Annotated in this window: 20 protein-coding genes and 1 pseudogene; 12 read left to right on the top strand and 9 right to left on the bottom strand. The window is 70.7% G+C overall.

From position 1 onward, the window contains the following. Positions 1–20: 20 nt before the first annotated feature. Together D0D28_RS17630 and D0D28_RS17625 are read right to left on the bottom strand one after the other, a co-directional pair. Complete coding sequence (locus tag D0D28_RS17630) at positions 21–473, bottom strand: roadblock/LC7 domain-containing protein (RefSeq protein ID WP_116111322.1); 453 nt, start codon at positions 471–473, stop codon at positions 21–23. Continuing rightward, entirely contained in the window at positions 470–3,376 is a 2,907-nt protein-coding gene (locus D0D28_RS17625; protein WP_116111321.1) for a nitrate- and nitrite sensing domain-containing protein, read from the bottom strand. The genes D0D28_RS17630 and D0D28_RS17625 overlap by 4 nt, the downstream gene beginning before the upstream one ends. 529 nt (positions 3,377–3,905) lie before the next feature. Here D0D28_RS17625 and D0D28_RS17620 point away from each other — a divergent pair. The 3 genes from D0D28_RS17620 (at position 3,906) to D0D28_RS17610 (ending at position 7,306) form a co-directional block, all read left to right on the top strand. Further along, positions 3,906–4,835: a glutamate ABC transporter substrate-binding protein gene (locus tag D0D28_RS17620; RefSeq protein ID WP_116111320.1), complete on the top strand. Its 930-nt coding sequence runs from the start codon at positions 3,906–3,908 to the stop codon at positions 4,833–4,835. Continuing rightward, the gene (locus tag D0D28_RS17615; protein WP_116111319.1) at positions 4,832–5,476 is read left to right on the top strand and encodes an amino acid ABC transporter permease; all 645 of its coding nucleotides are present in this window, start codon (positions 4,832–4,834) and stop codon (positions 5,474–5,476) included. Before D0D28_RS17620 ends, D0D28_RS17615 begins: the two co-directional genes overlap by 4 nt. A 927-nt stretch (positions 5,477–6,403) precedes the next feature. Beyond that, complete coding sequence (locus D0D28_RS17610) at positions 6,404–7,306, top strand: amino acid ABC transporter permease (protein ID WP_116111318.1); 903 nt, start codon at positions 6,404–6,406, stop codon at positions 7,304–7,306. On the opposite strand, the gene D0D28_RS17605 is transcribed toward D0D28_RS17610, so the two are convergent. Next, on the bottom strand, positions 7,209–9,749 hold the full coding sequence (locus D0D28_RS17605; protein ID WP_116111317.1) for a sensor histidine kinase: 2,541 nt from the start codon (positions 9,747–9,749) through the stop codon (positions 7,209–7,211). The genes D0D28_RS17610 and D0D28_RS17605 overlap by 98 nt on opposite strands. Positions 9,750–9,981: 232 nt before the next feature. Beyond that, positions 9,982–10,620, bottom strand: a complete 639-nt coding sequence (locus D0D28_RS17600; protein WP_116111316.1) for a TetR/AcrR family transcriptional regulator — start codon at positions 10,618–10,620, stop codon at positions 9,982–9,984. A 72-nt stretch (positions 10,621–10,692) separates the two neighbouring features. Between D0D28_RS17600 and D0D28_RS17595 the strand changes: the two genes are divergently transcribed. The 5 genes from D0D28_RS17595 to D0D28_RS17575 all read left to right on the top strand — a co-directional run bounded on the left by D0D28_RS17595 (position 10,693) and on the right by D0D28_RS17575 (position 16,624). After that, the gene (locus D0D28_RS17595; protein ID WP_116111315.1) at positions 10,693–12,165 is read left to right on the top strand and encodes an FAD-dependent monooxygenase; all 1,473 of its coding nucleotides are present in this window, start codon (positions 10,693–10,695) and stop codon (positions 12,163–12,165) included. A gap of 8 nt (positions 12,166–12,173) precedes the next feature. Then, positions 12,174–13,811 carry a DNA repair helicase XPB gene (locus D0D28_RS17590; protein ID WP_116111314.1) on the top strand — a complete coding sequence of 546 codons (1,638 nt, stop codon included), beginning with the start codon at positions 12,174–12,176 and terminating at the stop codon, positions 13,809–13,811. 572 nt (positions 13,812–14,383) lie between these two features. Continuing rightward, a complete protein-coding gene (locus D0D28_RS17585; RefSeq protein ID WP_116111350.1) occupies positions 14,384–14,833 on the top strand; it encodes a hypothetical protein in 450 nt (149 codons plus the stop codon). Between the two features lie 137 nt (positions 14,834–14,970). Continuing rightward, complete coding sequence (locus D0D28_RS17580) at positions 14,971–15,747, top strand: DUF4253 domain-containing protein (RefSeq protein ID WP_116111313.1); 777 nt, start codon at positions 14,971–14,973, stop codon at positions 15,745–15,747. 37 nt (positions 15,748–15,784) lie between these two features. Further along, a complete protein-coding gene (locus tag D0D28_RS17575; protein ID WP_094005757.1) occupies positions 15,785–16,624 on the top strand; it encodes a DUF72 domain-containing protein in 840 nt (279 codons plus the stop codon). A 28-nt stretch (positions 16,625–16,652) separates the two neighbouring features. Here the strand turns inward: D0D28_RS17575 and D0D28_RS17570 are convergent, their stop codons facing one another. After that, a complete protein-coding gene (locus D0D28_RS17570; RefSeq protein ID WP_198958240.1) occupies positions 16,653–17,225 on the bottom strand; it encodes a type 1 glutamine amidotransferase domain-containing protein in 573 nt (190 codons plus the stop codon). Between the two features lie 64 nt (positions 17,226–17,289). Here D0D28_RS17570 and D0D28_RS17565 point away from each other — a divergent pair, with 64 nt between their 5' ends. Further along, positions 17,290–18,111: an IclR family transcriptional regulator domain-containing protein gene (locus D0D28_RS17565; protein WP_116111312.1), complete on the top strand. Its 822-nt coding sequence runs from the start codon at positions 17,290–17,292 to the stop codon at positions 18,109–18,111. 248 nt (positions 18,112–18,359) lie between these two features. On the opposite strand, the gene D0D28_RS17560 is transcribed toward D0D28_RS17565, so the two are convergent. After that, entirely contained in the window at positions 18,360–19,325 is a 966-nt protein-coding gene (locus D0D28_RS17560; protein ID WP_116111311.1) for a zinc-dependent alcohol dehydrogenase, read from the bottom strand. 433 nt (positions 19,326–19,758) lie between these two features. Here D0D28_RS17560 and D0D28_RS17555 point away from each other — a divergent pair, with 433 nt between their 5' ends. Further along, positions 19,759–20,715: an o-succinylbenzoate synthase gene (locus tag D0D28_RS17555; RefSeq protein ID WP_162831106.1), complete on the top strand. Its 957-nt coding sequence runs from the start codon at positions 19,759–19,761 to the stop codon at positions 20,713–20,715. 120 nt (positions 20,716–20,835) lie between these two features. Further along, positions 20,836–21,309, top strand: a complete 474-nt coding sequence (locus tag D0D28_RS17550; RefSeq protein ID WP_116111310.1) for a nuclear transport factor 2 family protein — start codon at positions 20,836–20,838, stop codon at positions 21,307–21,309. On the opposite strand, the gene D0D28_RS17545 is transcribed toward D0D28_RS17550, so the two are convergent. Beyond that, positions 21,271–23,625, bottom strand: a complete 2,355-nt coding sequence (locus D0D28_RS17545) for a xanthine dehydrogenase family protein molybdopterin-binding subunit (RefSeq protein WP_116111309.1) — start codon at positions 23,623–23,625, stop codon at positions 21,271–21,273. The two genes, D0D28_RS17550 and D0D28_RS17545, sit on opposite strands and share 39 nt — an antisense overlap. Positions 23,626–23,729: 104 nt before the next feature. Between D0D28_RS17545 and D0D28_RS17540 the strand changes: the two genes are divergently transcribed. Then, complete coding sequence (locus D0D28_RS17540) at positions 23,730–23,930, top strand: PspC domain-containing protein (RefSeq protein ID WP_094005751.1); 201 nt, start codon at positions 23,730–23,732, stop codon at positions 23,928–23,930. A 55-nt stretch (positions 23,931–23,985) separates the two neighbouring features. Here the strand turns inward: D0D28_RS17540 and groL are convergent, their stop codons facing one another. Both groL and D0D28_RS17530 read right to left on the bottom strand, forming a co-directional pair. Then, the gene (gene groL / locus D0D28_RS17535; protein ID WP_094005750.1) at positions 23,986–25,617 is read right to left on the bottom strand and encodes a chaperonin GroEL; all 1,632 of its coding nucleotides are present in this window, start codon (positions 25,615–25,617) and stop codon (positions 23,986–23,988) included. Positions 25,618–25,827: 210 nt separating this feature from the next. Then, a pseudogene (locus D0D28_RS17530) lies at positions 25,828–26,130 on the bottom strand (serine/threonine protein kinase); the annotation flags it as partial.

The raw sequence follows: 26,130 nt of genomic DNA, 5'->3' as shown, positions 1-26,130 counted from the left end.
CCCTCTCGTGCCCGGCGCGCTCAACCGCGCGCGGCTCCTTGGAGCTGTGCCCGCATCTCGGGTGTCATCTGCTGACCGACCCGATCCACCAGAAGCGTCATCTCATACACCACGAGGCCGATGTCACTGTCGGGCGACCCCAGAACCGCCAGGCAGGAGCCGTCCGACACGGACATGAGGAACAGGAAGCCGTTGGCCATCTCGACCACCGTCTGCGCCACGGGCCCGCCCTCGAACACCTTCGACGCGCCCCGCGCCAGGCTGGTCAGCCCCGACGCCACCGCGGCCAGCTGGTCCGCGCGGTCCTTCGGCAGCCCCCGCGACGAGGCCAGCAGCAGCCCGTCCGCCGACACCACGACCGCGTGCGCCGCACCGGGTACCCGGTGCACGAAGTCCGTGATCAGCCACGCGAAGCCGTTCCTCGGCGCCTGCGGCGTGAAACCTCCCGGCTGCAGCGATCCCGCCCGTGTCACTCCTCACTCCTCACTGCCTCGTCCGGCGGGGTGGTTCCCCCGCCACTCACCGGGTCGCCCTGGTCAGAGGGGCCCGGCGTGTTCTCCTGCAGCGCGTGACGGCCACTGACGTAGCCGCGCTGGAAGCTCGCCATCCGTTCGCGCGCCGCCTCGGCGGAGCGGGCCAGTGCGCCCTGCCCCGGCCGCCCGACGGTGGTGTCGGTGAAGGCATCGGGCTCGCCCACCGGGATCGATCCGGGGACGAGGTGCGCGTTGGGCACCCGCTTCGGCAGTCCGGCCGGAGTGATCTCCTCCTCCCGCGACTCGAGCAGGGATTGCGCCGCGCGCCAGCCCTCATCGGACACACTGTGCCAAAGATCGGCGTTTTTGTCGTCGGCCTCCGGTGCTTCCTCGGCGGCGGGTGCGGGTTCCTCCTCCAGGTCGCCGCTCACCGAGGCGGGGTCCTCCCCCTCCGCACTGAACCACCTCGACACAACCGACTGGTAGATCGGCAGCCGCTTGGTGGGCACGTCGTCGTCGAAGATGCTCTCGGTGACCGGCGGCGGCTCCTCGGCCGGCTGCTCGGTGACCGGCACGTACTGCGGCTCGCGCTGGGGCAGGGCCAGTGAGCCGAAGTGGTTCGGCGGCTCCTCGTGGGGCGGGGCGGAGCCGTTCGACGACGGTTCCTCGGCCCGCGGCTTGCCCCGGCTGAGGTAGGCCGCGTCGGACGAGCCGGCGACCAGGTCGTCGAGGCTGATCGGCTGGTCCAGCGGTTGCAGCACACCGGTCGGAGCCTGGTCCTGGTCCGGCCGCCGGGCGGGCTCGCGGCGCGCCAGGTTCGACGGCGTGCGCTGCGCCGGCACCGGAGGCAGGTTCGGCGACGACGTCTCGGCCGGCCGCGGCAGCGGCTCCGGCGCGACCGGGCCGAGCAGGTCCGGCGGCACGACGACAAGGGCGATCACCCCGCCGTCGATGTCCTCGTTCTCCCGCAGCCGCACCTCGATGCCCTGCCGCTGGGCCAGTCGCGCGACCACGTACAGGCCCATCCGGCGGGTCACCGACACGTCCAGGTCCGGCGGGTCGGCGAGGCGCCTGTTGGCCTCGGCGATCTGCTCGGGCGACATGCCGACACCGCGGTCGGTGATCTGCACGGCGAGCGCCTTCTTGCGGGTCACCACGGCCCGGACGCTGACCTTGGTCTCCGGCTCGGAGAAGTAGGTGGCGTTGTCGAGCAGCTCGGCGAGCAGGTGCACCAGGTCGTGCACGGACGGGCCGCGGACGGCGACCTCGGGGATCGCGCCGACGTCGACCCGCGCGTACTGCTCGATCTCGGACACCGCCGCGCCGATCACGTCCGCGGCGGAGACCGGTTTGGGCATCGACTTGCTCAGGCCCGCGCCGGAGAGCACCAGCAGGCTCTCGCCGTTGCGGCGCAGCCGGGTCGCCAGGTGGTCCAGCTCGAACAGGCTGGCGAGATGGTCGGGGTCCTGCTCGTCGGCCTCCAGCACGTCGATCACCGCGAGCTGGCGCTCGACCAGGCGCTGCGACCGGCGCGAGAGGTTGACGAAGATGCCGTTGACGTTCTCGCGCAGCAGGGCCTGCTCGGCGGCGAGGCGCACGGCCTGGCCGTGCACCACGTCGAAGGAACGGGCGACCTGCCCGATCTCCTCGGTGGTGTGGACCGGCACCGGCTCGATCGCCTTGGCGGCGGCCGCGGCCGGGTCGGCCTCGCGCATGATCCGCTCGACCGCGTCCGGCAGGTGCACCTCGGCGACCTGCAGCGCGGTCGAGCGCAGCGTGCGCAGCGGCCGGATCAGGGAGCGGGCCACCACGTACATCAGCGTGAGCACGATCAGCAGCCCGGCGAGGATGATCGCGATCGTGATCAGCAGGTTCTGCTGCTGGACGCTGATCAGGCCGTCGGTGTAGGTGGCGGCGTCGGCGAGCAGCCGGTTCTGCACCTGGCTGATCAGGTTGAGCGTGTCCGACGAGGACTGCGCCACCGCGGCCGGGTCGATGGCCAGCGCGAGCGGCGGGTTCGCCTGGGCGCGCAGCAACGCCAGCTGCTGCAGGGTGAACCGCTGCGAGACCTGGGGGCCGGACAGCGTGGTCGAGTAGTCCAGCTGGGCCTGCGGGGTGGCGACGGCGTTGAACCGGTCGATCGCGGCGACCAGGTTCGACTGCGCGGTCGTGAGGTTCTTCAGCTCGGCCGGGTCGAACTTGCCGCGGATCGCGGCGCTGCGCAGGTAGGAGTTCTGCTGGGCGGAGTACTCCTTGGCGTCGGCGAGGAAGCCGAGCGCCTCGTGGCGGTCCTGCAGGCCCTGGTCGGTGACGTCGGCGTCGAACTCGTCGGCGATCAGCTGCAGCGCGTCGATGACGCCGGTGTAGCCGGCCTGGGCAGCCAGGCTCGGGAAGTCCGCGGCACCGGCCGAGGACCGCAGCTGGCTCAGGCCGTCGAGGCGCGCGAGGCCCTGCTGGTAGCGAGCGGACGTGGCCTGGTCGCTGATCGCGGAGACCTCGCTGACGGCGCCGCGCACGGTGTCGGCGGCGGTCTCGGCGGTTCGGATCGCGTTGTCCAGTTCGGTCCGGGCGGCCGGGCGGCCGGAGGCGATCCACGCCGACATCGCGTCCCGCTCGCGTTGCAGCGCGTCGACCTCGGCGGCGACCTTCTGGCTGAGGTCGATGCGTTGCTCGGCGTGCTGGTAGACGGTCATCGTCTCGAAGCTGTCGTACACGCGCAGGCCGGCCAGGGACAGCGCGGCGGCGGTCGGCACGGCGACCACCGCGGCGATCTTGGCGTTGACGCGCCAGTTCGCGAGACCACGGACCCGACGTCCGCGCTCACCACCGGTCGATGCTCCGATCGCGTTGTCCTGCGCACTGACGTCGTTACTCTGTGCGACAGGCGACTCCGCCGGGGACACTGCCTTGCGACCGCGCTCCCCGCTCGTGGGCTGGGGCACCGAGGACTTCCTTCCCGGTTCGAGCTGTCCAGTTTCCGCGTTTCCGCACTCGGGTCCCACGCCATGAGAACCAGGACGTGAATGGTTAACACGGGGCCACCCGATTGGGGGTAGAGGCTATCGGCTGCCGGAAGGAAAGGGAAGCCGGGCAGATGGCTCTCACCACGAACTTTGCCCCTCACTCCGGTGACGAATTCTCACCAACTGTCTCAGTGACACTGCGAATGCACATCACGCAGCGTGCACCGCCGGAGGCCGGGCGGGCTGTTATCTATCTCACTATCCGGAGGCTGGGACGAGGCTGTGACAGGCGGCCGGTGAATGTCCCACTAACCCCGGCGCGAGCTCACAAGGACTTGACGCGAGCGTTGGACCTGCACAATCCTGCGCCTTGACTCGTGATCTACTCCCACCCGTTCGGGTACCCCTTGCGTCACTGAGAGTAGATAGCGGCGACAGGCTCCACGTCCAGGAGGGATCCGGCCACACCATGACGGCTTCGATACGGCGACGGCGCCTCGCGGCCCTGCTCACAGCGGTCGCGCTCGGCGCGGTGACCGCGTGCACCTCGAGCGGGGGCGCGGTACCACCGACCAGCGGGACCGCGGACCAGGAGCAGAGCCTCCTCGATCGGGCGCCCGTCGCGTCCGACGCGGACCTCGCGACCAGCCCGACGGCGCAGGCGATCAAACAACGCGGGCAGATCCTCATCGGCAGCCAGCTGGACACCCCGCTGCTGTCCCAGCAGAACCCGACGACCGGGCAGACCGAGGGGTTCGACGCGATCCTCGGCCGGCTGCTGGCGAAGTACATCCTGGGCCAGCCGAACGTCAAGATCGTCAATTCCACGTCGCAGATCCGCGAGGCGTTGCTGCAGAACAACACCGTCGACGTGGTCCTGCACACCTATTCGATCACTCCGGTGCGGGCGGAAAAGGTGTCCTTCGCCGGGCCGTACTTCGTGTCGGGGCCGGCGATCATGGCGCGCAAGGGCGATTCCACCGTGACCAAGCCGCAGGACCTGAAGGGCAAGCGGGTGCTGGCGGTGACGAACTCGACCGGGGCGGCGCTGGTCGAGCAGTACGAGCCCGCGCAGGTGATCACGCTGAGCACGAACTCGGAGTGCGTGACGGCGCTGGAGCAGGGGCGCGGCGACGTGTACGTGAACGACCTGACGCAGCTGGCCGGGAACGCGCAGACGAACGACAAGGTGCAGATCAACAGCGGGACGTTGGGTCAGGACCCGTACGGCATCGGGATCCACCACGGCGACGAGACGTTCAAGCGGTTCATCAACGCGTGGCTGGAGAAGATCCAGGCGGCGGGGCTGTGGCAGGAGGCGTACAAGCAGACGCTGGGGACGGTCATCCCGGGGGACGCGCCGGTCCCGCCCAAGACGGGTTCCGTCCCGGGATCGTGACCGGCTGGGGCGGTTACCTCGGGGAATTCGCCGAGGGCGCGCTGAACACGGTGTTGCTGACCGTGTTCAGCGCGGCGGGCGCGATCGTGCTCGCGGTCGTCATCACGGCATTCCGGATTTGCCCGGTTCGCCCGTTGCGCGCGTTCGGGACCGGCTATGTCGAGCTGTTCCAGAACATTCCGCTCGCCGTGTGGCTGGTGCTGTTCGTATTCGGCCTGCCGACGGTGGGGATCAAGTTCGGCCTGTTCACGACCGCCCTGCTCGCGACGGCGCTGTACATGGCTTCGTATTACGCGGAAACGCTGCGGGCGGGCGTGAACGGCGTGGAGGCCGGCCAGGCGGAGGCGGCGCGGGCGCTGGGGCTCGGTTTCGGACAGTCACTGTGGGCGGTGGTGCTGCCGCAGGCGCTGCGCACGATCATCCAGCCGCTCGGAAACGTGACCATCCAGCTGCTGATGAACACGGCCCTCGCCGCGGCGGTCGGTGTGGTGGAGCTGACGGAGGCGACGAACCGGGTGAACCTCGCCCTGGCGGAGCCGCTGCCGCTGTACATCGGGGCGGGCGTCTGTTACGCCGTGCTGGCGCTGCTGATCTCCACGGGAGCCGCCGTACTGGACCGAAAGCTGGCGGTACCCCGATGAGGGCGGGATGCTTGAGCGGGACTGGGGGCATCGGTCGCCTTCTGGCGGCCATTGCTGCACGACCGGGCAACCATCACGGCGCGACTGGCACAACCGCTGGTGCACGAGCGGCCCAGCCGCAGGCGCACCACCGGGCCAACCGTCGCGGCACCACCGACCCAACCGTCACCATACGAGCGCCCCAACCACCGCTGCACCACTGGCCCAACCGCTGCGGCACCACCGACCCAACCGTCACCATACGAGCGCCCCAACCACCGCTGCACCACTGGCCCAACCGCTGCGGCACCACCGACCCAACCGTCGCCATACAAGCGGCCCCAACGGCGGCGCACCACTGGCCCAACCGTCGCTGCGCGAATGGCCCAGCCGCCGCCACACAGCCAGCCAGCCCTGGCGGTACCGCTGGCAAAGCCATCGCCCCACCACGTATTGCCGCACAACGGCCCCGGTTATCCCTGCACCACTGGCCCAACCACTGCTACACCGCTGCGCCAGTCGTCGCCACGCCACCTGCCCAGCCATCGCCGCACGAGTGGACCAATCATCGCCGCGCCAGTGGCCCAACCACTGCTGCACCACCGGCCGCTGTCACCGCACGGGCGGCTCAACCGTCACCACGCGAGCGCCCCAGCCATCGCGGCACCACTGGCCCAGCCACCACGGCACGACTGGCCCAGCCATCACCGCATGACTGGCCCACCGATCGCCTCACGACCGGCCCAGCCATCACCGCATGACTGGCCCACCGATCGCCTCACGACCGGCCCAGCCATCACCGCACGAGCGGCCCAACGATCGCCACACCACCAGCCCAACCACCATCGCACCACCAGACCAACCACCACCGGCCCAGCCGCCATCCCATGAGCCGTCCAACCGTCGCCCTGCGAGAGGGACTCTCGTGCTGACTCAGGCAGTTCGCGCATGACCTCCGTTCTCTTCGACAGCCCCGGTCCGCGCGCCCGGCGGCGGATCCGCATCGCCACCGTCGTCGCGACGGTGGCCGGCCTCGTGCTCCTCGCGTTGGCCGTGCGGCAGTTCGCGATCAACGGGGAGCTGTCCGCGGACCGCTGGGCGCCCTACGGCTCCTGGCCGATGTGGCGCTACCTGCTCGGCGGCCTCGGCGGCACGGCCCTCGCCGCGGTGCTGGCTGTCGTGATCGCGATGGTCGCCGGGCTCGTGCTCGCGTTCGGGCGGATCTCGCGGCACCCGGCCGTCAGCGCGCCGGCCCGGGCGTACGTCGAGGTCGTCCGGGTCGTCCCGTTGCTCCTGCTCATCTACTTCGCGATGTTCGCGCTGCCGCGGTACGGCGTGGACCTGCCACTGCTCTGGAAACTCGTCCTCCCGATCGCGGTGTCCCGCGCCGCCCAGTTCGCCGAGATCTTCCGCAGCGGCTTCCGCTCGCTCGAAGCCGGCCAAGGCGAGGCCGCCGCCGCGCTCGGGATGCGCCCCTACCAGTCGATGCGGTACGTGATCTTCCCGCAGGCCATCCGCCGCGTGGTGCCGGCGCTGATCAGCCAGACCGCGGGCGTCGTGAAGGACACCTCGCTCGGGATCGTCGTCAGCTACGCCGAACTCCTGCAGAGCGGCAAGGTCCTCGCCGGCTACAACCGGCTCCTGATCCAGACCTACCTGGTCATCGCGCTGCTCTACTTCTTGATCAACTACGCGCTGTCCCGCCTGGCCCGCGCGATCGACGCCCGCCAGCGGCTCGCCGGGATCGAACCGGTCAGCCCTCGGAACCCCGCGCGTCGCGGGCTCGGGCGAATCCGTTCTGCAGCCGCGACATCCGGTGGCGGACCTCGTGGGGATCGAGTGAGAGCGTAGGCGTGTCGAACGACTCCGGCCGTCGCCGCACCTGCTGCGGGAAGTTCGGCGGATTCCCGTCGACCGCCGCGTCGTCGTCCGCCGACGGCCACTCCGGCTCCGCCGGCCAGTCCGGCTCCTCCGCCGCCGAGCGGCGACTGACCGGCCAGTGCTCACCCGTCGTGAACCACCGCGACAGCACCGCCTGGTAGGCGGGCATCCGCTCGGTCGGCTCCTCGTCCTCCGGCGGGAAGGCGTCGTTGTCCGAGGTCGGCCAGTCGACCCGGCCCTCCTGTTCGACCGGCGTGCGGGCCGGTTCGTCCCGCACGACCGGGATCGAGACCGTGTCGTCCGGCTCGGGCTCCGGCGCGGGCGCCGGCTCCGCCAGCGGGATCGGCTTGAGCGACGGCAGCGCGACCGGCACCGGAGGCGGCTCCGGCGCGGGTGGCGTGACCGGGGCGGGAAGCGGTTCCGGCACCGGTGCGACGTTCTCGATCACCAGCCGGGCCGGGACGACGACCGTCGCGACCAGCCCGCCACCGTCCGCGGAGCGCAGCCGCACCTGGATGTCGTGGCGCTTCGCGAGCGTGGCGACCACGAACAGGCCCATCCGCCGCGACACCTCGACGTCCACCTCGGGCGGATTCGCCAACCGCTTGTTGGCGCGGTCGATCTCCGGCTGCGGCATCCCGGCGCCCTGGTCGGTGATGTGCACGTGCCAGGCACCGTCCTCGGCGAGCGAGCTGACCACGGTCACCGTCTTGTCCGACGGCGAGTAGAGCGTGGCGTTCTCCAGCAGCTCGGAAATGACGTGCACCAGGTCGTTGCACGCCTCGCCGCGGATCGCGATCTCCGGCATCGCGGTCAGCTCGATGCGCTGGTAGTGCTCGACCTCGGACAGCGCCGCGCCGATGATCTCCTCGGCGGCGACCGGTTCGGCCTTCTCGTCACCGAAGTCGTGCCCGGACAGCACGAGCAGGTTCTCGCTGTTGCGGCGCATCCGCGTGGCCAGGTGGTCGAGCTCGAACAGGCCGCCGAGGGTCTCCGGGTCCTGCTCGTCGGCCTCCATCCGGTCCAGCACGGACAGCTGGCGTTCGACCAGGTTCTGGCTGCGCTTGGACAGGTTGACGAACATCGCGTTGATGTTCTCCCGCAGCAGGGCCTGCTCACCGGCCAGCCGCACCGCTTGCCCGTGCACCGCGTCGAACGCGCGGGCCACCTGTCCGACCTCCTCGCGGGTGAACACCGGCACGGGCGCCACGCCGCGGTGCGCGGTCATGAAATCGGGATGCGGGTCGGCGAGGATCTCGTCCACCGCCGCGGGCAGGCGGTGCTCGGCGACGTCGAACGCGGTGTTGCGCAGGATCCGCAGCGGCCGCAGCAGCGAGCGGCCGATGACCACGGCGAGCACCGCGCACAGCAGCAGAGCGCCGAAGACCACCGCGGCGTTGACGATCGCGGAGCGGCGCGCGTCGGTGGCGAGCGCGTCGCACCGCTGCTGCGTCCGCACCTGCAGCGTCTGCTGGAACTGGTAGGTGAGGTCGATGGTCCCGGTGATCGCCTGGTCCCACTGGCGTGAGTCGAGGCCGGACAGGCTCTGCCCGTTCTCCGTCCTGGTGATCGCGAGTTCGAACACCGAATTCGCCGTCTGCACCGCCGGGCCCGCCACGGTCTGCTCGTGGGCGCGCTGCTCCGGCGGGGTGGCGAACTTCCGGTAGTCGTTCTGCGCGGCCGCGAGCTGGGCGTCCGCGCCGAGGAGCTTCCGCAGCCGGTCGTCGGACACCTCGCCCTCCGCGAACGCCTGGCCGAGCACCGCCCGTTTGACCGACATCTGGTCCTTCACGCGGGCGAGCGCGTTGGCGGCCAGCCGCAGCCGCGCGACCTCCGCGTCCGCGATCTCGGCGACGGCCTGGTCGGACAGGTCGAGAACCCCGGAGATGAGGTCGCTGTAGGAGGTCAGGATCGAATCGGCCGACGAGTTCGAGAACTCACCCGAATAGCGCAGTCCCGGCAGGGAGTCGAGCCGGGACTGGGCTTCCGTCAGCTCCTCGGCGCTCGCCGTGGACAGCAGCGACTGCTGGGCGGCGAGTTCCCGGGCGAACGCGCCGGCGGCCTGGTCCACCCGGGTGCGCTGGTCGCGCACCTCGTTCAGCCCGTTCCGGCGGTGCCCGGCGACGTACCGCACGGTCAGGTCCCGCTCGCGCTGCAGTTCGTTGACCACCGCGTTGACGCCCGCGTCGACGCGCGCGTGCGCGGCGAGCTCGGCCAGCTGTTCGGCGTGCCGCAGGTTGGCGCGCACGTGCAGGGTGATGAGCGCCAGCACGGTCAGCATCGGGATGAGCAGGACGGCGATCAGCTTCGTGCGCAGCCGCCAGTTCCTCAACCGCCACCGGCTGCCTGCACGGGTGTCCGGTCGCCGGTCCAGCGCCTCACCGCTCTCGGGACGCTTGTGCCGCCGGGCCACCTGACTTCCTTCTCTAGCCGTCTTGCCGGACTCGGATCGGCACCGGCTGGGTCACCAACCCCGGAGAGGGTAGCGACCGCGGACACGCGCCCCGCCCGCACTAACCGTGATGCGGTCCGTCGGCGATCGTATTGGCCCCGGACCGCGGCTTCTACCCGCTGGCCGAAATCTTTCGCTGGGCAAGACGCCCGGCACTCCGCGTGGCGTTCCGCGCTGTGGTGTTCGCCACGGCCTACGACGCGCCAAGCTCGCCGAAGCCGCCGTCCAGCAGCCCGAACGCCACTTCCGCCGCCGCCCTGGCCTGCTGAAACACCTCGTCCGCGGAGCGTCCGGCCGCGACCGACCGGTGGTTCTCGCGGGCGAGGGTCCACAGCACCGCGACGATCGCGGACGCGGCCACCTGCGCCTCCCCGCGCGCCACCGCGGCGGTCTCCGTGAGGGCCTCCGCCAGAGCCTCCTCGGCCGTCTGGTTGAACTCCAGCATCCGCGCGACCAGGGCCGGCGTGGCGAAGATCATCCGGTACAGCGCGAGGATCTCCGGGGCGTCGTTGAGGCCGGTGATGGGGTCCCGCCGGTCGAGTCCGTCGAGGAAGTGATCGCGGATCGCCACCAGCGGCGTCCGGCCGTCCGGCCGGTTCCGCACCACGCGGGCGCTCTCCGTCTCGTGGTCGGCGAAGCGGTGGACGACCAGGGACTCCTTCGTCGGGAAGTAGGCGAACAGCGTGCGCCGCGACACCTCGGCCACTTCGGCGACCTGCGCGACGGACACCTGGTCGAACCCGTGCGCGAGGAACAGGTCGATCGCGGCGTTCGAGATCGCCTCGCGCGTGCGCTGCTTCTTCCGTTCGCGGAGCCCGGCCGGTTCGGTCACGAATCCAGGCTAGCAATCTCCTTTCACTCGGTAGTACTCTGCACTCAGTCTACTTTTGCACTCGGAGGACTTGTGCACACCGATGTCATCATCGCCGGAGCCGGCCCCACCGGCCTCGCCCTCGCCCACGAACTCGCGCTGGCCGGAGTCCGGACCGTGGTCGTCGAACCGCTGACCGAACGCGTCGAGCAGACCAAGGGCGGGACGATCCAGCCACGCACCGCGGAGCTGCTCGAACAGCGCGGCCTGCTCGAGGCCATGCAGGACCGGGCGCACGAACGCGCACCGGTCGGCGGCCACTTCGCCACCCTGCCGGTCCCGCTCGACTACTCGTCCTGGCCGACCCGGCACCCCTACCCCCTCTCGATCCGTCAGGACCTCGTGGAAGAGGTCCTCGAACTAGCGGCCCTCGCCCGCGGCGCGGAACTACGCCGCGGACGTCCGGTCACCGGCGTCGCACAGGACGCCGATGGCGTCACCGTCACCGCGGCCGACGACACCCTCCGCGCCCGGTACCTGGTCGCCTGCGACGGCGCACACAGCACCGTGCGCAAGCTGCTCGGCCTGCCCTTTCCCGGCCGGCCGGGCACCTTCCAAGCCGTGCTGGCCGAAATCCGGCTCGCCTCGGTGTCCGCGCTCGTGCCCGAGCGAGCCGGACACATCAGCGGCCTGACCCGCCACGCCAACGGCTACTGGTCGATGCTCGTGCCGGTCGGCGGTGACCGGTACCGCCTCACGTTCAGCCTCGAAGAGCAGGACCAGCACCAGGACCAGGGCCCGGTGGCGGAGAGCGAGACCGCCGACGCGCTCACCGCGGTGTACGGCTCGGACACCCGGCTGGCCCACGTCCTCGCCGCGTCCCGGTGGAGCGACGCGACCCGGCAACTGGAGCGGTACCGGCACGGCCGGATCCTCTTCTCGGGGGACGCGGCGCACATCCACCCGCCGCTCGGCGGCCAGGGCCTGAACCTCGGCGTGCAGGACGCCGTCAACCTCGGCTGGAAGCTGGCGGCGGCCGTGCACGGCTGGGCTCCGGGTGACCTACTGGACACCTATCAGGAGGAACGGCATCCCGCGGCCGCCCGGGTGTTGCACCACACCTCGGCGCAACGCGTGCTCGCCGCGCCGAAACCGTCCGAAGACGTCGCCGCGCTGCGCGACATCTTCGTCGACCTCCTGCGTCTCCCCGACACCAACCACTACCTGGCCGGCATGATGTCCGGTTTGGACGCCTCCGGCCGCGTGCCCGACGCCGAACTGCTCACCGGCGACGGGACCACCCGCCTGTCGGCACTCCTGCGCTCCGGACGCGGCCTGCTGCTCGACCTCACCGGCGACCACCCACTGCCGCCGGGCTGGTCCGACCGCGTCGACCGCGTCCAGGCCAAACCGGACCACCAGCTCACCGAGTCCGCCCTGCTCATCCGGCCGGACGGGTACCGGTGCTGGTCCCCCGGCGGCGGGCCTCTGGGCGCCGCGCTGACCCGCTGGTTCGGCGCCCCCGCGGACGACCAGCACGGCTCGGCCGCCCGCAACGCCGTATAAAGGAGTACGTGACCGATGGCCCGTTGATCGTCCAATCCGACAAGACCGTGCTGCTCGAAGTCGACCACCCGATGGCCGACGACGCCCGGATCGCGATCGCCCCGTTCGCCGAACTGGAACGGGCCCCCGAGCACGTGCACACCTACCGCGTGACGCCGCTCGCGTTGTGGAACGCCCGCGCGGCGGGCCACGACGCCGAGCAGGTCGTCGACGCCCTGACCACCTACTCGCGCTTCCCGGTGCCGCAGCCGTTGCTGATCGACATCGTCGACACGATGGCGCGTTTCGGGCGGCTGCAGATCACCAACAACCCCGCGCACGGCCTGGTCATGACCACGACCGACCGGGCCGTGCTGGAAGAGGTGCTGCGCAACAAGAAGATCAGCCCGATGCTGGGCACCCGCATCGACGACGACACCGTCCTCGTGCACCCCTCCGAGCGGGGCCGGCTCAAGCAGGCCCTGCTCAAGGTGGGCTGGCCCGCGGAGGACCTGGCCGGCTACGTCGACGGCGAGGCGCACCCGATGCAGCTGGCCGAGACCGGCTGGGGACTGCGCGACTACCAGCGGCAGGCCGCCGAGGCGTTCTGGGCAGGCGGTTCCGGCGTGGTCGTGCTGCCCTGCGGAGCGGGCAAGACGCTCGTCGGCGCGGCGGCCATGGCGCGCGCGCAGGCCACCACCCTCATCCTGGTCACCAACACCGTCGCCGGGCGCCAGTGGAAGCGTGAACTGGTGGCGCGCACCTCCCTGACCGAGGACGAGATCGGTGAGTACTCCGGCGAGAAGAAGGAGATCAGGCCGGTCACCATCGCGACCTACCAGGTGATCACGCGCAAGTCCAAGGGCGAGTACAAGCACCTGGAGCTGTTCGACTCGCGCGACTGGGGCCTGATCGTCTACGACGAGGTGCACCTGCTGCCCGCGCCCGTGTTCCGGATGACGGCGGACCTGCAGTCCCGGCGCCGGCTCGGCCTGACCGCGACGCTGGTGCGCGAGGACGGCCGCGAGGGCGACGTCTTCTCGCTCATCGGACCCAAGCGGTACGACGCGCCGTGGCGCGACATCGAGGCGCAGGGCTGGATCGCACCCGCCGAGTGCATCGAGGTGCGGGTGACCCTCACCGACAACGAGCGCCTGCTGTACGCCACGGCCGAATCCGAGGACAAGTACAAGCTCGCGGCCACCGCCCGCACGAAGATCACGGTCGTCAAGTCCATTCTGGACAAACACCCGGGCGACCAGACGCTGGTGATCGGCGCGTACCTGGACCAGCTCGAGGAACTCGGCGCGGAGCTGGACGCGCCGGTGATCCAGGGCTCCACGCGGAACAAGGAACGCGAGGCGCTGTTCGACGCCTTCCGTCGCGGTGAGATCGACAAGCTCGTGGTGTCGAAGGTCGCGAACTTCTCGATCGACCTGCCGGAGGCGACCGTCGCCATCCAGGTGTCGGGCACGTTCGGCTCCCGGCAGGAGGAGGCGCAGCGCCTGGGCCGGCTGCTCCGGCCGAAGGCCGACGGCAGGCAGGCGCACTTCTACTCGGTGGTCTCGCGCGACACGCTGGACACCGAGTACGCCGCGCACCGGCAGCGGTTCCTCGCCGAACAGGGCTACGCGTACACGATCCACGACGCGGACGCCTACCTGTAGCGCGGCGTCGCGGAGCCTGCGCGGCAGCGTGGTGCGGAGTCGCCGCGTTGCGGCCGCGTGGTGGCCCGCCGCGCGCGACAGGCGAAGCCGGCGGAGGAACGTGGAACACCTGCTTGGTGACGTGGGGAGAAACGGCCTTCGCCCTGGCGTTCCTCGCCGCGGTCGTGTCGCCGCTTCGTCGCCCTCAGGTGCGACACCCGGACGCAGTCCGGCGGCCACCCACTGAGCCGTCGCGCGGACGACGCGTAGGCACAGCACGAGCGCGGGTTTCCCGGTACGTGCCTTGAGTAGGGGTCGTCGTCGTGGCGCGCCCACTGGGATGAGGTCGTCAACCGCGCGTTCGACCACCGCGTGGACAAGGCAAAGGCGACGCACGAAAGCAGCACGCCCGCACCTCAGCCTCCGCAGGCGTGAGCTTCCCACCGGCCTTTCTCGCCGCCGTGGCAATGCCCCGCCGTGACCGCCACCCGGGTGCGCGATGCGCGGTCCCGCAACCGCACGGTGGATCACCGCGCCGACGAGGCATAGTCGCCGCACTAGCGTGGAATCCCCGGTGCGTGGTGTGGGCAGGCGTGGTCTTCGTCGTCGTGGTGGTTCTCGCTGCGGCCATGGTGACACTGCGTCGTGCCCGTCGTTCAGGCGCGGCGGAGGCGCGCCGCCTGTCGCGGGCATGCTCGTGGACCGGCTTCGTGCTGGCAGCGGTACCCAGCACGACCTGGCTGGTCCTGTGGCTCTCCGGCGGTGAGCCGAAGGCGCTGATCGGTCTCGCCGGGCTGGTGTTGTCGGCGGCTCCGGTGCTCGCCGGATACCGGTGGCCGCGTCTGGTCGTGCCGTCATTGGTCCTGTGCCTCCTGGCTTCGATCGGGATGGCTCTCGCCTGGCAGCACCTGTACGTGTTGCTGCCGCTCGCGTTGACGTTGACGGGGGCCTGGCTGCTGGCCCTCGCCCTGCACGTGCGGTCCAGTACTCACGCAGGTGCGGGCGAAACCCCAGTTCAACGGCGGGATACGACCCGCTCATGACCGAAGCTACCACGAATCTCGAACACCCGTTCGACCGATCGGGTGAAGTGGCGAAAACTGATCCTCGGGCTCCGAAACTGTCGTACCCTCGAACTACTGTTCGACCTCATCGAAGCAGTCCATCCCGAGGAGGTCTCGTGACCACCGCCGCCACACCCGAGGAAAGCCTCGTCGCCGAGGCCCTCACCAGCATCGATCTGCCGCCCGGCCGCTGGATCGGGCAGATGTGGGTCTCCGACGACCCGTTGGCCGACCCCGGCCTGTACCGCGCCTGCGTCGCCGGGTTCGACCGGTCCGGGTTGTGGCCCGTGCTGATCCCGCACGACCCGCGCTTCGCCGCGAACGGCGAGGACTGGCTGACCGACCGCCGCCGCCTCGCGCCCGCCGTCCACCGCGTCGGCGACGTCCACGCCGGGGCGACGCTCGCCCGCTGGTGGGATCCCTTCTGCTGCCCGAACGGCACCGGCTGCCTGCGCCCGTACGGCGCCACCTTCCCCGGGCTCGCGAAGAAGTCCCAGCTGCGGGTGGATCCGCTCGCCGAGGCCGGCAACACCGGTTCCATCCTCGTCCGGCGCGCGCCCTACCGCCTGGGGCTGGTGCCGGTCGAGCGGCCCGCCGACGTCCCCGCCACGCTCGGCTGGACCGGGATGATCAAGTCGACGGACGAGGTCGCCGCGGTGTCCGCGGTCCTGCGCAGCTGGGAGGACCGGTTCGGGGCGACGCTCATCGTGCTCGGCTTCGACGAACTGGAACTCTCGGTTGCGGCGCCGCCCCGCAACCAGGGCCGGTCGCTCATCCTCGCCGCCGAGCACCGCGCGTTCAGCCTGCGCAGCTTCTCCGGACAGCCGGGCACCCTCCGCGAGTACGCCGCGGGCCTGGTGCACCGGCGGCACTGGAGGTTCTCCTGGGACTGACGGAACGGTTGAGGAGGTCACCATCGCCGAAATCCGGGTGGGCACCTCGGGCTGGCGGTACCCGCCGTGGCGGGGCACGTTCTACCCGAAGGGCCTGGCGCAGCGCCGCGAGCTGGAGTACATCTCGCGGCAGGTGAACTCCGTGGAGATCAACGGCTCGTTCTACTCGCTCCAGCGGCCGGAGCGGTACCGGGCCTGGGCGGAGCAGACGCCTGACGACTTCGTGTTCGCCGTGAAGGGCGGTCGCTTCATCACCCACATGAAGCGCCTGACCGACACGGAGACACCGCTGGCGAACTTCTTCGCCTCGGGGGTGCTGGCACTGGGCCACAAGCTCGGGCCGATCCTCTGGCAGCTGCCGGCGAACTTCGCGTTCGAACCCGACCGGTTCGCGGAGTTCTTCGCGACCCTGCCCGGCGACACCCGGGCGGCCGCGGAGCTGGCCCGCAAACACGACGACAAACTGAAGGGAGAGGCCCACACCGAAGCCGGCCCGAACCGGCGACTGCGCTACGCGCTCGAACCCAGGCACCCGAGTTTTCACTCGGACGAGTGCCAGAAGCTGTTGCGGGACAACAACATCGCCTTGGTGGCGGCCGATTCGGCCGGTACCTGGCCGAGTTTCGAGGAGGTGACCGCGGACTTCGTCTACGTCCGCCTGCACGGCGACGAGGAACTCTACGCGAGTGGCTACACCGACGAGGCCCTGGAGCGCTGGGCCGGCAAGATCCGCCGCTGGCGGCGCGCCGGCGGCAAGAAAACGCGTGACGTGTACGTCTACTTCGACAACGACATCAAGGTGAAGGCGCCCGGCGACGCCATCTCGCTCGCGACCCGGCTGGGGGTCACGAGCCGCCCGATCGACCTGCCGTCCTGACAAGTCGACCGGGCGTCCTGAAGACGGGTCAGGCGCTCTTCGCCTGGGCGCGGTGCTTGCCCTCCGCGAACTCCTCGACGAGCTTGCGGCAGAAGGCGGGCAGGTCGTCCGGCTTGCGGCTGGTGACGAAACCGGAGTCGGTCACGACCTCCTCGTCCACCCACTCGGCGCCGGCGTTGCGCAGGTCGGTCTGCAGGCTCGGCCAGGAGGTCATCCGGCGGCCGCGCACCACGTCGGCCTCGATCAAGGTCCACGGCGCGTGGCAGATCGCCGCGACGGGCTTCTGCTGCGAGAAGAACCCGCGGACGAAGCGGACGGCGTCGGGGACGGTGCGGAGGAAGTCCGGGTTCGCCACGCCGCCCGGCAGGACCAGCGCGTCGAAGTCGTCCGGGGAGACGTCGGTGACGACCTTGTCGACCGGGAACGTGTCGGCCTTGTCGAGGTGGTTGAACGCCTGGATGCGGCCCGGCGAAGTGGACACCAGCTCCGGCTGGCCGCCCGCGTCCTGGACCGCCTTCCACGGCTCGGTCAGTTCGACCTGCTCGGTGCCCTCGGGCGCGACGACGAAGGCCACTCGCTTACCGGAGAGTGTGTTCGCCACGATTGCACTCCTTCCGTTCAGGGGATTCAGCGCTGAACTACCCGTGTCCCGGCGGGCGCGAAACATGCGGACGTACGATGAGAACGAGCCGATCGGGTGGCAGCCGGAGGGTTCGATGACGAGCACGACGCCCGGCGAAAGCCCTGGCCACGGCCCTCATTTCGTGCAGGCCGTCGGCCGGGCGTTCGCGATCCTGCGGTGCTTCGGCGCGGACCGCCCGGCGCTGTCGGCGGGCGCGGCGGCGAAACTGACGGGCCTGGACCGGGCCACCGCGCGACGGTTGCTGCTCACGCTCGCGGACCTGGGGTACGTGCGCTACGACGGGCAGGTGTTCCGGCTCACGCCGCGGACCCTGGACCTGGGTTACGCGTACCTGTCCGGGCTCGCGCTGCCCGAGATCGCGCACCCGCACCTGCACGACCTGGCGCACAAGCTGAACGAGACGGCGTCGTTGACCGTGCTCGATCGGGGTGACGTGGTGTACCTGGCCGTGGTGCCCGGGCACCGGCACGCTCCGCCGACCCTCACCGTCGGTGCTCGCCGGCCCGCGCACACCACGTCGAGCGGGCAGGTCCTGCTCGCCGCGTTGCCGAAGGACGAGCTCACGCGACGGCTCGGCGCGCTCGAGGACGTCGCCGGACTGCCGAAGGAGATCGAGCAGGTCCGGGAGCGCGGGTGGGCGATGGCGGAACACGACCTCGAGGGCGACCTGCGGGCGATCGCGGCTCCGGTGCGGCACCGGCGTGGGCGGGTGATCGCCGCGGTGAACGCGTCGGTGCACCCGGACCGGCTCGGGCACGGGCTGGTCGAGCGGGACTACGTGCCCGAGTTGCTGCGCGCGGCGTGGTCGATCGAGGCGGAGCTGGCGAACCTGCCCGAGGAGTGAGCGGTCGCCGGGCGGAGGCTGTGCAGCCGCTGAAGCCCAGTCGCTGGCCGTGGCCGGACATCGGCCGAGGCTGTCCGGCCGACCGGAGCTGGACGCCGGCCCGAAGCGGATCGGCCGCCGCAACTCGCCGATGGCGGAAGCTGGCCGGCAGCCGTGCTGGAACGGGCCGGAGCCGGGCATCGGTCGCAGCTGACCGGCCGTCCCGGGCCGGATGGTGGCTGGAGCCGAACGGCCGTCCCGGGCCGGACTCAGTCGAAGCTGATCCAGGACTTGCCGGCCACCGACTGGACCGATGCGAACGCCTGCGCGGCCTCTTCCAGCGGGAACCGTGCCTGCAGCACCTTGCCCGGCCGGACCTCGTCGCGGTTGAGCAGGTTCACCGTCGTCTCGAAGTCGACCGGGTGGTCGTAGATGAGCGAGCCCTTGAGGGTGTGCTGGCGGTAGACCAGGTCAGCGGTGGTCAGCTCAAGCGGGCGCGAGTTGATGCCCACGAGCAGGGCAGTGCCGCCGCGGCGGAGGTGCTCCAGTCCGGCGCGCAGGGCCTGCGGGACGCCGGACGTCTCGAAGACGAGGTCGAACTCGCCGTCGACGGTGGTTTCGGCGCCGAACGAGTGGGCCAGCTCGGCGCGTCCCTCGTGCGGTTCCTGGACCGCGACCGTCGTGCCGAGCGCCCGCAGCGCGAGGCACAGCAGCAAGCCCTGCGAGCCCGCCCCGACCACGAGCACCCGCTGACCGGGCTCGACGCCGGAACGCCGGATCGCCGACCGCGCGACGGTCAGCGCCTCGGTGCAGACGAGGTCCTCCAGGCCGACCGTCTCCGCCGCCGGCCAGGCGAACTCGGCCGGGACCGCGACGTACTCGGCCAGCAGACCCGGGTGGTTCATGCCCACGATGACCCGCTCGGTGCAGGCGGAGGTGAACCCGCTGGTGCACGCCGCGCACCGGCCGCAGCAGTAGTTGGGCTCGATCGCGACCTGCTGGCCGACCGCGCGGTCCGCGACGTCCGCCCCGACGGCCACGATCTCGCCGACGCCTTCGTGACCCATCAGCCAGGGCCGCTCGGGCACCTCCCGCGCACCGCGGTAGACGCCGAGGTCCGACCCGCACAGCCCGAGCCCCCGCATACGCACGAGCACCTCGCGCGGCCCGATCTCGGGTTCCGGCAGGTCGACGAGCCGCATCACCTCGGGCTCGGCCAGCACTACGGCCTTCATTCGCTACCTCCACATGTCCGCACCTCGCATGCTAACCGCTAATTAACCGTTTAGTCCATTAGCGGTGAGGTGCTGGGCGGCCGGGAGGGGTCGCGCGACAGCGGGCCGAGGAGTGCCGCCGGGGGGAAGCCAGCAGATGGGACCGCGACCGGCAGCGGTGGGCGCACCGAGGGCGCAGCTACCAAGACGACTGTCACCGAGGCGAGAACCCTTGAGCAGCCGCCCGAAGTGGATGGGGTAGCGCAGCACGCACATGTGGCCCCAATGACACGGCCACCCGGGGTGAGCACCCAAGCGTGGCCACCCGGGCTGAGTGGAGTCGCCGGCCCTGCGAGACCGAGCGCGCAGCCATCAAGACGAAAGTCACCAGCGTAAGAACCCAGGCGTGACCGCCCGGCCTGGGTGGCGTGGCCGGTCGTGCGAGGATGGCTGCGTGGATGAGCCCCTGGTCTACGCGATCCCCCTGCGGAATCGGTTTCGCGGGGTCACCGTGCGTGAAGGGGTTCTGCTGCGCGGCCCCGCGGGGTGGGGTGAGTTCTGCCCGTTCGCCGATTACGACGATCGTGAGAGTGCGCCTTGGCTCGCGGCTGCCGTCGAGGCGAGTCATCGGGGGTGGCCGGCGCCCGTGCGTGCTCGGGTCGAGGTGAACACCACCGTACCCGTCGTGGGGGCCGATGCGGCTCACGACATGGTCGCCAGGTCGGGGTGCCGGACCGCGAAGGTGAAGGTCGCCGATCCGCGGACGTCCATTGTGGAAGACTGCGAACGGGTCGCGGCGGTGCGGGACGCACTCGGGCCGCGGGGGGCGATCCGCGTGGACGCCAACGCGGCCTGGGATGTCGACACCGCGACGAAAGCCATCCGCGAGCTGGATCGCGCCGCGGGCGGGCTCGAATACGTCGAGCAGCCGTGCCCCTCGATCGACGAGCTGGCGGCCGTGCGCCGCAAGACCGATGTGCGCATCGCGGCGGACGAGTCGATCCGGCGGGCCGAGGATCCGCTCCGGGTGGCCGTTGCGAACGCCGCCGACATCGCCGTGATCAAGGTGGCGCCCCTCGGCGGCGTGCGGCGGGCGCTGGAGGTCGCGGAGGCCGCCGGGTTGCCGTGCGTCGTCTCATCCGCGGTGGAGACCAGCGTCGGGCTCGCGGCGGGGCTCGCGGACGCCGTGGCGCTGCCGGAGCTGGACTTCGCGTGCGGGCTGGGCACGATGTCCCTGCTCACCAAGGACACAGCCAGCCACTCACTGACCCCTGTGGACGGTTACCTGCCCGTCCTGCGGCAAGCCCCCGAACCCGACCTCGCGCACGAAACCGCCGCCGACGAGGCCACCACGCAGGCCTGGCTCGACCGGCTCCGGCGAGTCGAGGGCTGCGGCGAAGCGAAGGCCTAATACCCGCGAGGCCAGTTTGGCAAGAAGGCACCGGATTCCCGATCTTGACGAAATCCGCGGTATCCATTGGATCACGCCACGCGGTACGCTCTGATTCCAGTTCACCTGGGGACGAGCACGATGACGGAATCGAGCGAACTGACGCACGCGGAGATCGTCGAAGAACTCAGCCGGGGAATCGATCGATACGACGTCGAACTCCGGAGCTGTTATCACCCCGACGCCGTTGACATCCACGACATCTACAACGGTGGCCTGGAAGGCTTCATCGAGCTGGCTCACCAATTCCGCAACCCGAACTCGGACTTCGGAATCATGCGGCACATCCTCACCAACTCCTTGATCGAGCGCACCGGGGATGTCGCGCACGTGGAGTCCTACTTGTACAACCCACTGGTGCCACGGGATCCACTGGGCGATAGCGCATCGCCGGCTGGTGTTCGACTATTCCAGGATGGAAGCGCCCACCACGAAATCGTGGAATGCCTGGCAGGTCGAGAAACCGCTGCTGGGTCAGCCGAACCAGGACGATCCTTCGTACGATCCGGCGCAGGACTAGGCCACCGCTTCATCGGCGTCCGCCGACGCCGATGAAGCTCGTACCGGCAAGGCGTCGAATGCCGCAGGTGGCTCACGCCAGGGATCCGCACCGCCGGCCCGCGCCGCGCGCCACACGCGCTGCGGCGTCAACGGCATGTCGATATGCCGGACGCCCAGGTGGGCCAGCGCGTCGATCACCGCGTTCTGCACCGCGGGGGTCGAACCGACCGTGGCCGACTCGCCGATTCCCTTGGCGCCCAACGGGTTCCGGTCGGTCAGCGTCTCCGTGTTGCTGACCTCCAGCGCCGGCACGTCGGCCGCCGACGGCAGGTGGTAGTCGGCGAACGTGGCGGTCACCGGGTTGCCGTCCTCGTCGTAGGACACCTGCTCCCACAGCGCCTGCGCGATCCCCTGCACCGCACCGCCGTGCTGCTGCCCACGCACGATCATCGGGTTCAGCACGCGCCCGCAGTCGTCCACCGCGATGTGCCGCAACGGTTTCACGAAGCCGGTTTCGACGTCCACCTCGACCACCGACACGTGTGCCCCGAAGGGGAACGTCGCCCCGTCCGGTTTGAAGTCCGTCGTCTCCAGCAGCGGGCGCCCGTCCGCCGAAGCCACCTCGGCCAGCTCCGCCCACCCGATCGTCGCCTGGGGAACGCCCGCCACGCCGAGCCCGCCGTCGGTCAGCACGATGTCATCCACGCCCGCCTCCAGCCGCGACGCGGCCAGCTCCCGAGCCCGCGACAGCACCAGATCCGCCGCCTGCCGCACCGCGCTGCCACCGACCTGCAGCGACCGCGAACCACCGGTCCCACCGCCACGGGGCACCGCGGCCGTGTCCGACTGCACGAACTCGACCGACTCCAGCGGAATCCCCAGCGCGTCGGCCACCAGCATCGAGAACGACGTCGCGTGGCCCTGGCCGTGCCCGGACGTGCCGACCTTGATCCCCGCCGTCCCGTCCGCCCGGATCTCCACCGACGCGAACTCCCCGCTGCCGCCACCGGTGATCTCGACGTACGCGCTCACGCCGATCCCCAGCAGCCGCGACTCGCCCGCCGCGATGCGCCGCTTCTGCTCGGCCCGCAGCTCGTCGTAACCAGCGACCTGCAGCGCCGTGCGCAACGGCAGGTCGTAGTCGCCGCTGTCGTAGCTCGCGCCGCTGAACGTCGTGTACGGGAACTCGTCCGGGCGCAGGAAGTTGCGCCGCCGGATCTCCGCCGGGTCCACGCCCAGCTCGGCGGCGGCCAGGTCCATCAGCCGCTCCAGCATCGCGGTCGCCTCCGGACGGCCGGCACCGCGGAACGCGCCCACCGGCGCGGTGTTGGTCAGCGCCGCGATCGCCGCGTAGCTGATCTCCGGGATCCGGTACACGCCCTGCGCCATCGTCCGCGTCGGACCGAGCGCGAGCCCACCGCCGAACCCGGCGTACGCCCCCGCGTCCCCGACGACCCGGCACCGCAGGCCGACGATCGTCCCGTCGCGGCGCAGCCCCAGCTCGCCGTACTGCACCTGCGCCCGGCCCTGCGGCGCGGCCTGCAGGTTCTCCGACCGGGTCTCCGTCCACTTCGCCGGACGCCCGAACCGCCGCGCGGCCTCGATCACCACCGCGTGCTCGGCCGTGACCCCGACCTTGCCGCCGAACGCGCCACCGACGTGCGGCGCCACCACGCGGATCCGGTCGGCGTCGTAGCCGAACAGCTTGGCGGCCGCGGCCCGGAAGCCGTGCGGCATCTGCGTCGACACGTAGACCGTCAGGTCGAATTCGTCGTCGGCGGGCAGCGCGACGATCGCGTTGCCCTCCATCGGCGCCACCGCCAGGCGCTGGTTCTCGATGCGCGCCCGCACCACGACGTCCGCGCCGTCGAGGACCTCCTCGCCCGGGGCGTCGCGTTCGCCGGCCGCGATGTTCGAGCCGAGCTCGGGGAACTGCAGCGGTGCGCCGTCGTCCAGCGCCCGCTCGGGATCCACCGCGGCGGGCAGCGGCTCGTAGTCCACGTCGACCAGTTCGAGCGCGTCCGCCGCGGCCGTCGCGCTTTCCGCGACCACCGCGGCCACCGGTTCCCCGGCGAAGCGCACCCGGTCGGACGCCAGCGCGTACCGCTTCGCCCGCGGGTTCAGGTCCAGGAACACCGGCAGCTCGGCCAGGTCCAGGTCCGCGGCGGTGAGCACCGCGATCACCCCCGGGGCCGCGGCCGCCGCGGCGGTGTCGATGCCGTTGATCAGCGCGTGCGCGAACGGCGACCGGACGAACGCGACATGACAGACGCCGTCGAACTTCAGGTTGTCGACGAAGGTTCCACGACCACGCACCAGATCCGGGTCTTCGACCCGCCGGACCTCGGTACCGAGCAACGATCCCGCCATGTGATCGACCTTATCCGCCCCCGGGCACCCCGGCCCAGGTTTTCCGGGTGCGCTCCGGGTTCGTCCCCGATGTGCGGCCGCGCGCCGCGGCCGACGATGGACACATGACGAACACAGTGACCACCAAGAAGCTCCGCCGCAGCTCCACCGACAAGATGATCGCCGGCGTGGCCGGTGGCTGGGCCGCGCTGCTCGGCGTCGACGCGGCGGTCATCCGCATCGTCCTCGTCGCCGCGACCCTGCTCGGGTTCGGCGCGCCGATCCTGCTCTACGCCATCTGCTGGATGCTCATGCCGCAGGAATAGACGGCAAAAAGCCCGGATGCGCGGTGCGCACCCGGGCTTTCGCCGGACTAGTGGATCAGAAGTCCATGCCGCCCATGCCACCGGTCGGGTCGCCCGCCGGAGCGGCGCCAGCCTTCTCCGGCTTGTCGGCCACGACGGCCTCGGTGGTCAGGAACAGACCCGCGATCGAAGCCGCGTTCTGCAGCGCCGAACGGGTGACCTTGGCGGGGTCGATGACGCCGGCCTTGACCAGGTCCTCGTAGTCGCCGGTCGCCGCGTTCAGGCCGTGGCCCTCCGGCAGACCCTTGACCTTCTCCGCCACGACGCCGCCCTCGAGACCGCTGTTGACCGCGATCTGCTTGAGCGGAGCCTCGACGGCGACCTTGACGATGTTCGCACCGGTCGCCTCGTCGCCCGAGAGGCGCAGGCCCTCGAAGGCAGCCTTGGACGCCTGGAGCAGGGCCACGCCACCACCGGCGACGATGCCCTCCTCGACGGCGGCCTTCGCGTTGCGAACGGCGTCCTCGATGCGGTGCTTGCGCTCCTTGAGCTCGACCTCGGTGGCGGCACCGGCCTTGATGACGGCCACGCCGCCGGCCAGCTTGGCCAGCCGCTCCTGCAGCTTCTCGCGGTCGTAGTCGGAGTCCGACTTCTCGATCTCGGCGCGGATCTGGTTCACGCGGCCCTGGATCTGGTCCGCGTCGCCGGCACCCTCGACGATGGTCGTCTCGTCCTTGGTGATGACGGCCTTGCGGGCCTTGCCCAGCAGGTTCAGGTCCGCGTTCTCCAGCTTGAGGCCCACGTCCTCGGAGATGACCTGGCCACCGGTCAGGATCGCGATGTCCTGCAGGATGGCCTTGCGGCGGTCACCGAAGCCCGGAGCCTTGACGGCGACGGACTTGAAGGTGCCGCGGATCTTGTTGACGACCAGGGTCGCCAGGGCCTCGCCCTCGACGTCCTCGGCGATGATCAGCAGCGGCTTGCCCGACTGCATGACCTTCTCCAGGACCGGCAGCAGGTCCTTGACGTTCGAGATCTTCGAGCCGAACAGGAGGATGTACGGGTCCTCCAGAACGGCTTCCTGACGCTCGGCGTCGGTGACGAAGTAACCCGAGATGTAGCCCTTGTCGAAGCGCATACCCTCGGTGAGCTCGAGCTCGAGCCCGAAGGTGTTCGACTCCTCGACGGTGACGACGCCTTCCTTGCCGACCTTGTCCAGCGCCTCGGCGATCAGCTCACCGATGGTGCGGTCCGCGGCCGAGATCGAGGCGGTGGCAGCGATCTGCTCCTTGGTCTCGACCTCCTTCGCGGCCTTGTGCAGCTGCTCGACGACGGCCTCGACCGCCTGCTCGATGCCACGCTTGAGGGCGATCGGGTCGGCACCGGCGGCCACGTTGCGCAGACCTTCGCGCACGAGCGCCTGGGCCAGCACGGTGGCGGTGGTGGTGCCGTCACCGGCTACGTCGTCGGTCTTCTTGGCGACTTCCTTGACGAGCTCGGCCCCGATCTTCTCCCACGGGTCCTCGAGCTCGATCTCCTTCGCGATGGAGACACCGTCGTTGGTGATCGTCGGCGCGCCCCACTTCTTTTCGAGCACGACGTTGCGGCCACGGGGGCCAAGCGTCACCTTGACGGCGTCGGCGAGGGTGTTCAGACCCCGCTCAAGCCCGCGGCGGGCGTCCTCGTCGAACGCGATCAGTTTGGCCATTGGGGTGTTGTCCTCCGGTAGTGGTCGCTGCCATGACCTGCTTTCGGACTGGCAGCAGGACACTTAGCTCGGCCAGGCTCGGTGCCCGCGACGGACGACCTGCTCGGTGTTCCGAGCCGGCCTCACCGTCCCGACCATGGTTGGCACTCGACGCTGCCGAGTGCCAACGTCTGTTTAGCACTCTCCGGGGGCGAGTGCAAGAACCGCACGTCAGGGGCTCGGTTTGATGGAGATCGTCGCGGGCGGCGGGTTGTTGGCGGTGGACTGGCCGGTCGCGCCGCCGGTGGGGCCGACGGGGATGTTGGGCGCGGTGGTCGGGGCGGGCGCGGAGCCGCCGTCGCGATTCACCAGAACGAGCGTCACGACGACCGCCGCCACCACGACGAGCCCGGCCAGGCTCGCCCACAGCCACTTCAGGCCGCGGCCCTTCTTCGCGGGTTGCTGGGCGTAGCCGTAGGGCTGTTGCTGGGGTGGCCAGCCGGGGGGCTGGTGCCAGGGCTGGCCCTGCGGGGG

It is taken from the genome of Amycolatopsis ruanii (assembly GCF_003385175.1).
In the GTDB taxonomy this organism is placed as follows: domain Bacteria; phylum Actinomycetota; class Actinomycetes; order Mycobacteriales; family Pseudonocardiaceae; genus Amycolatopsis_E; species Amycolatopsis_E thermalba.
The sequence above is the reverse complement of the archived record's forward strand: the minus strand, read 5'-3'. Positions and strand labels throughout refer to the sequence as shown.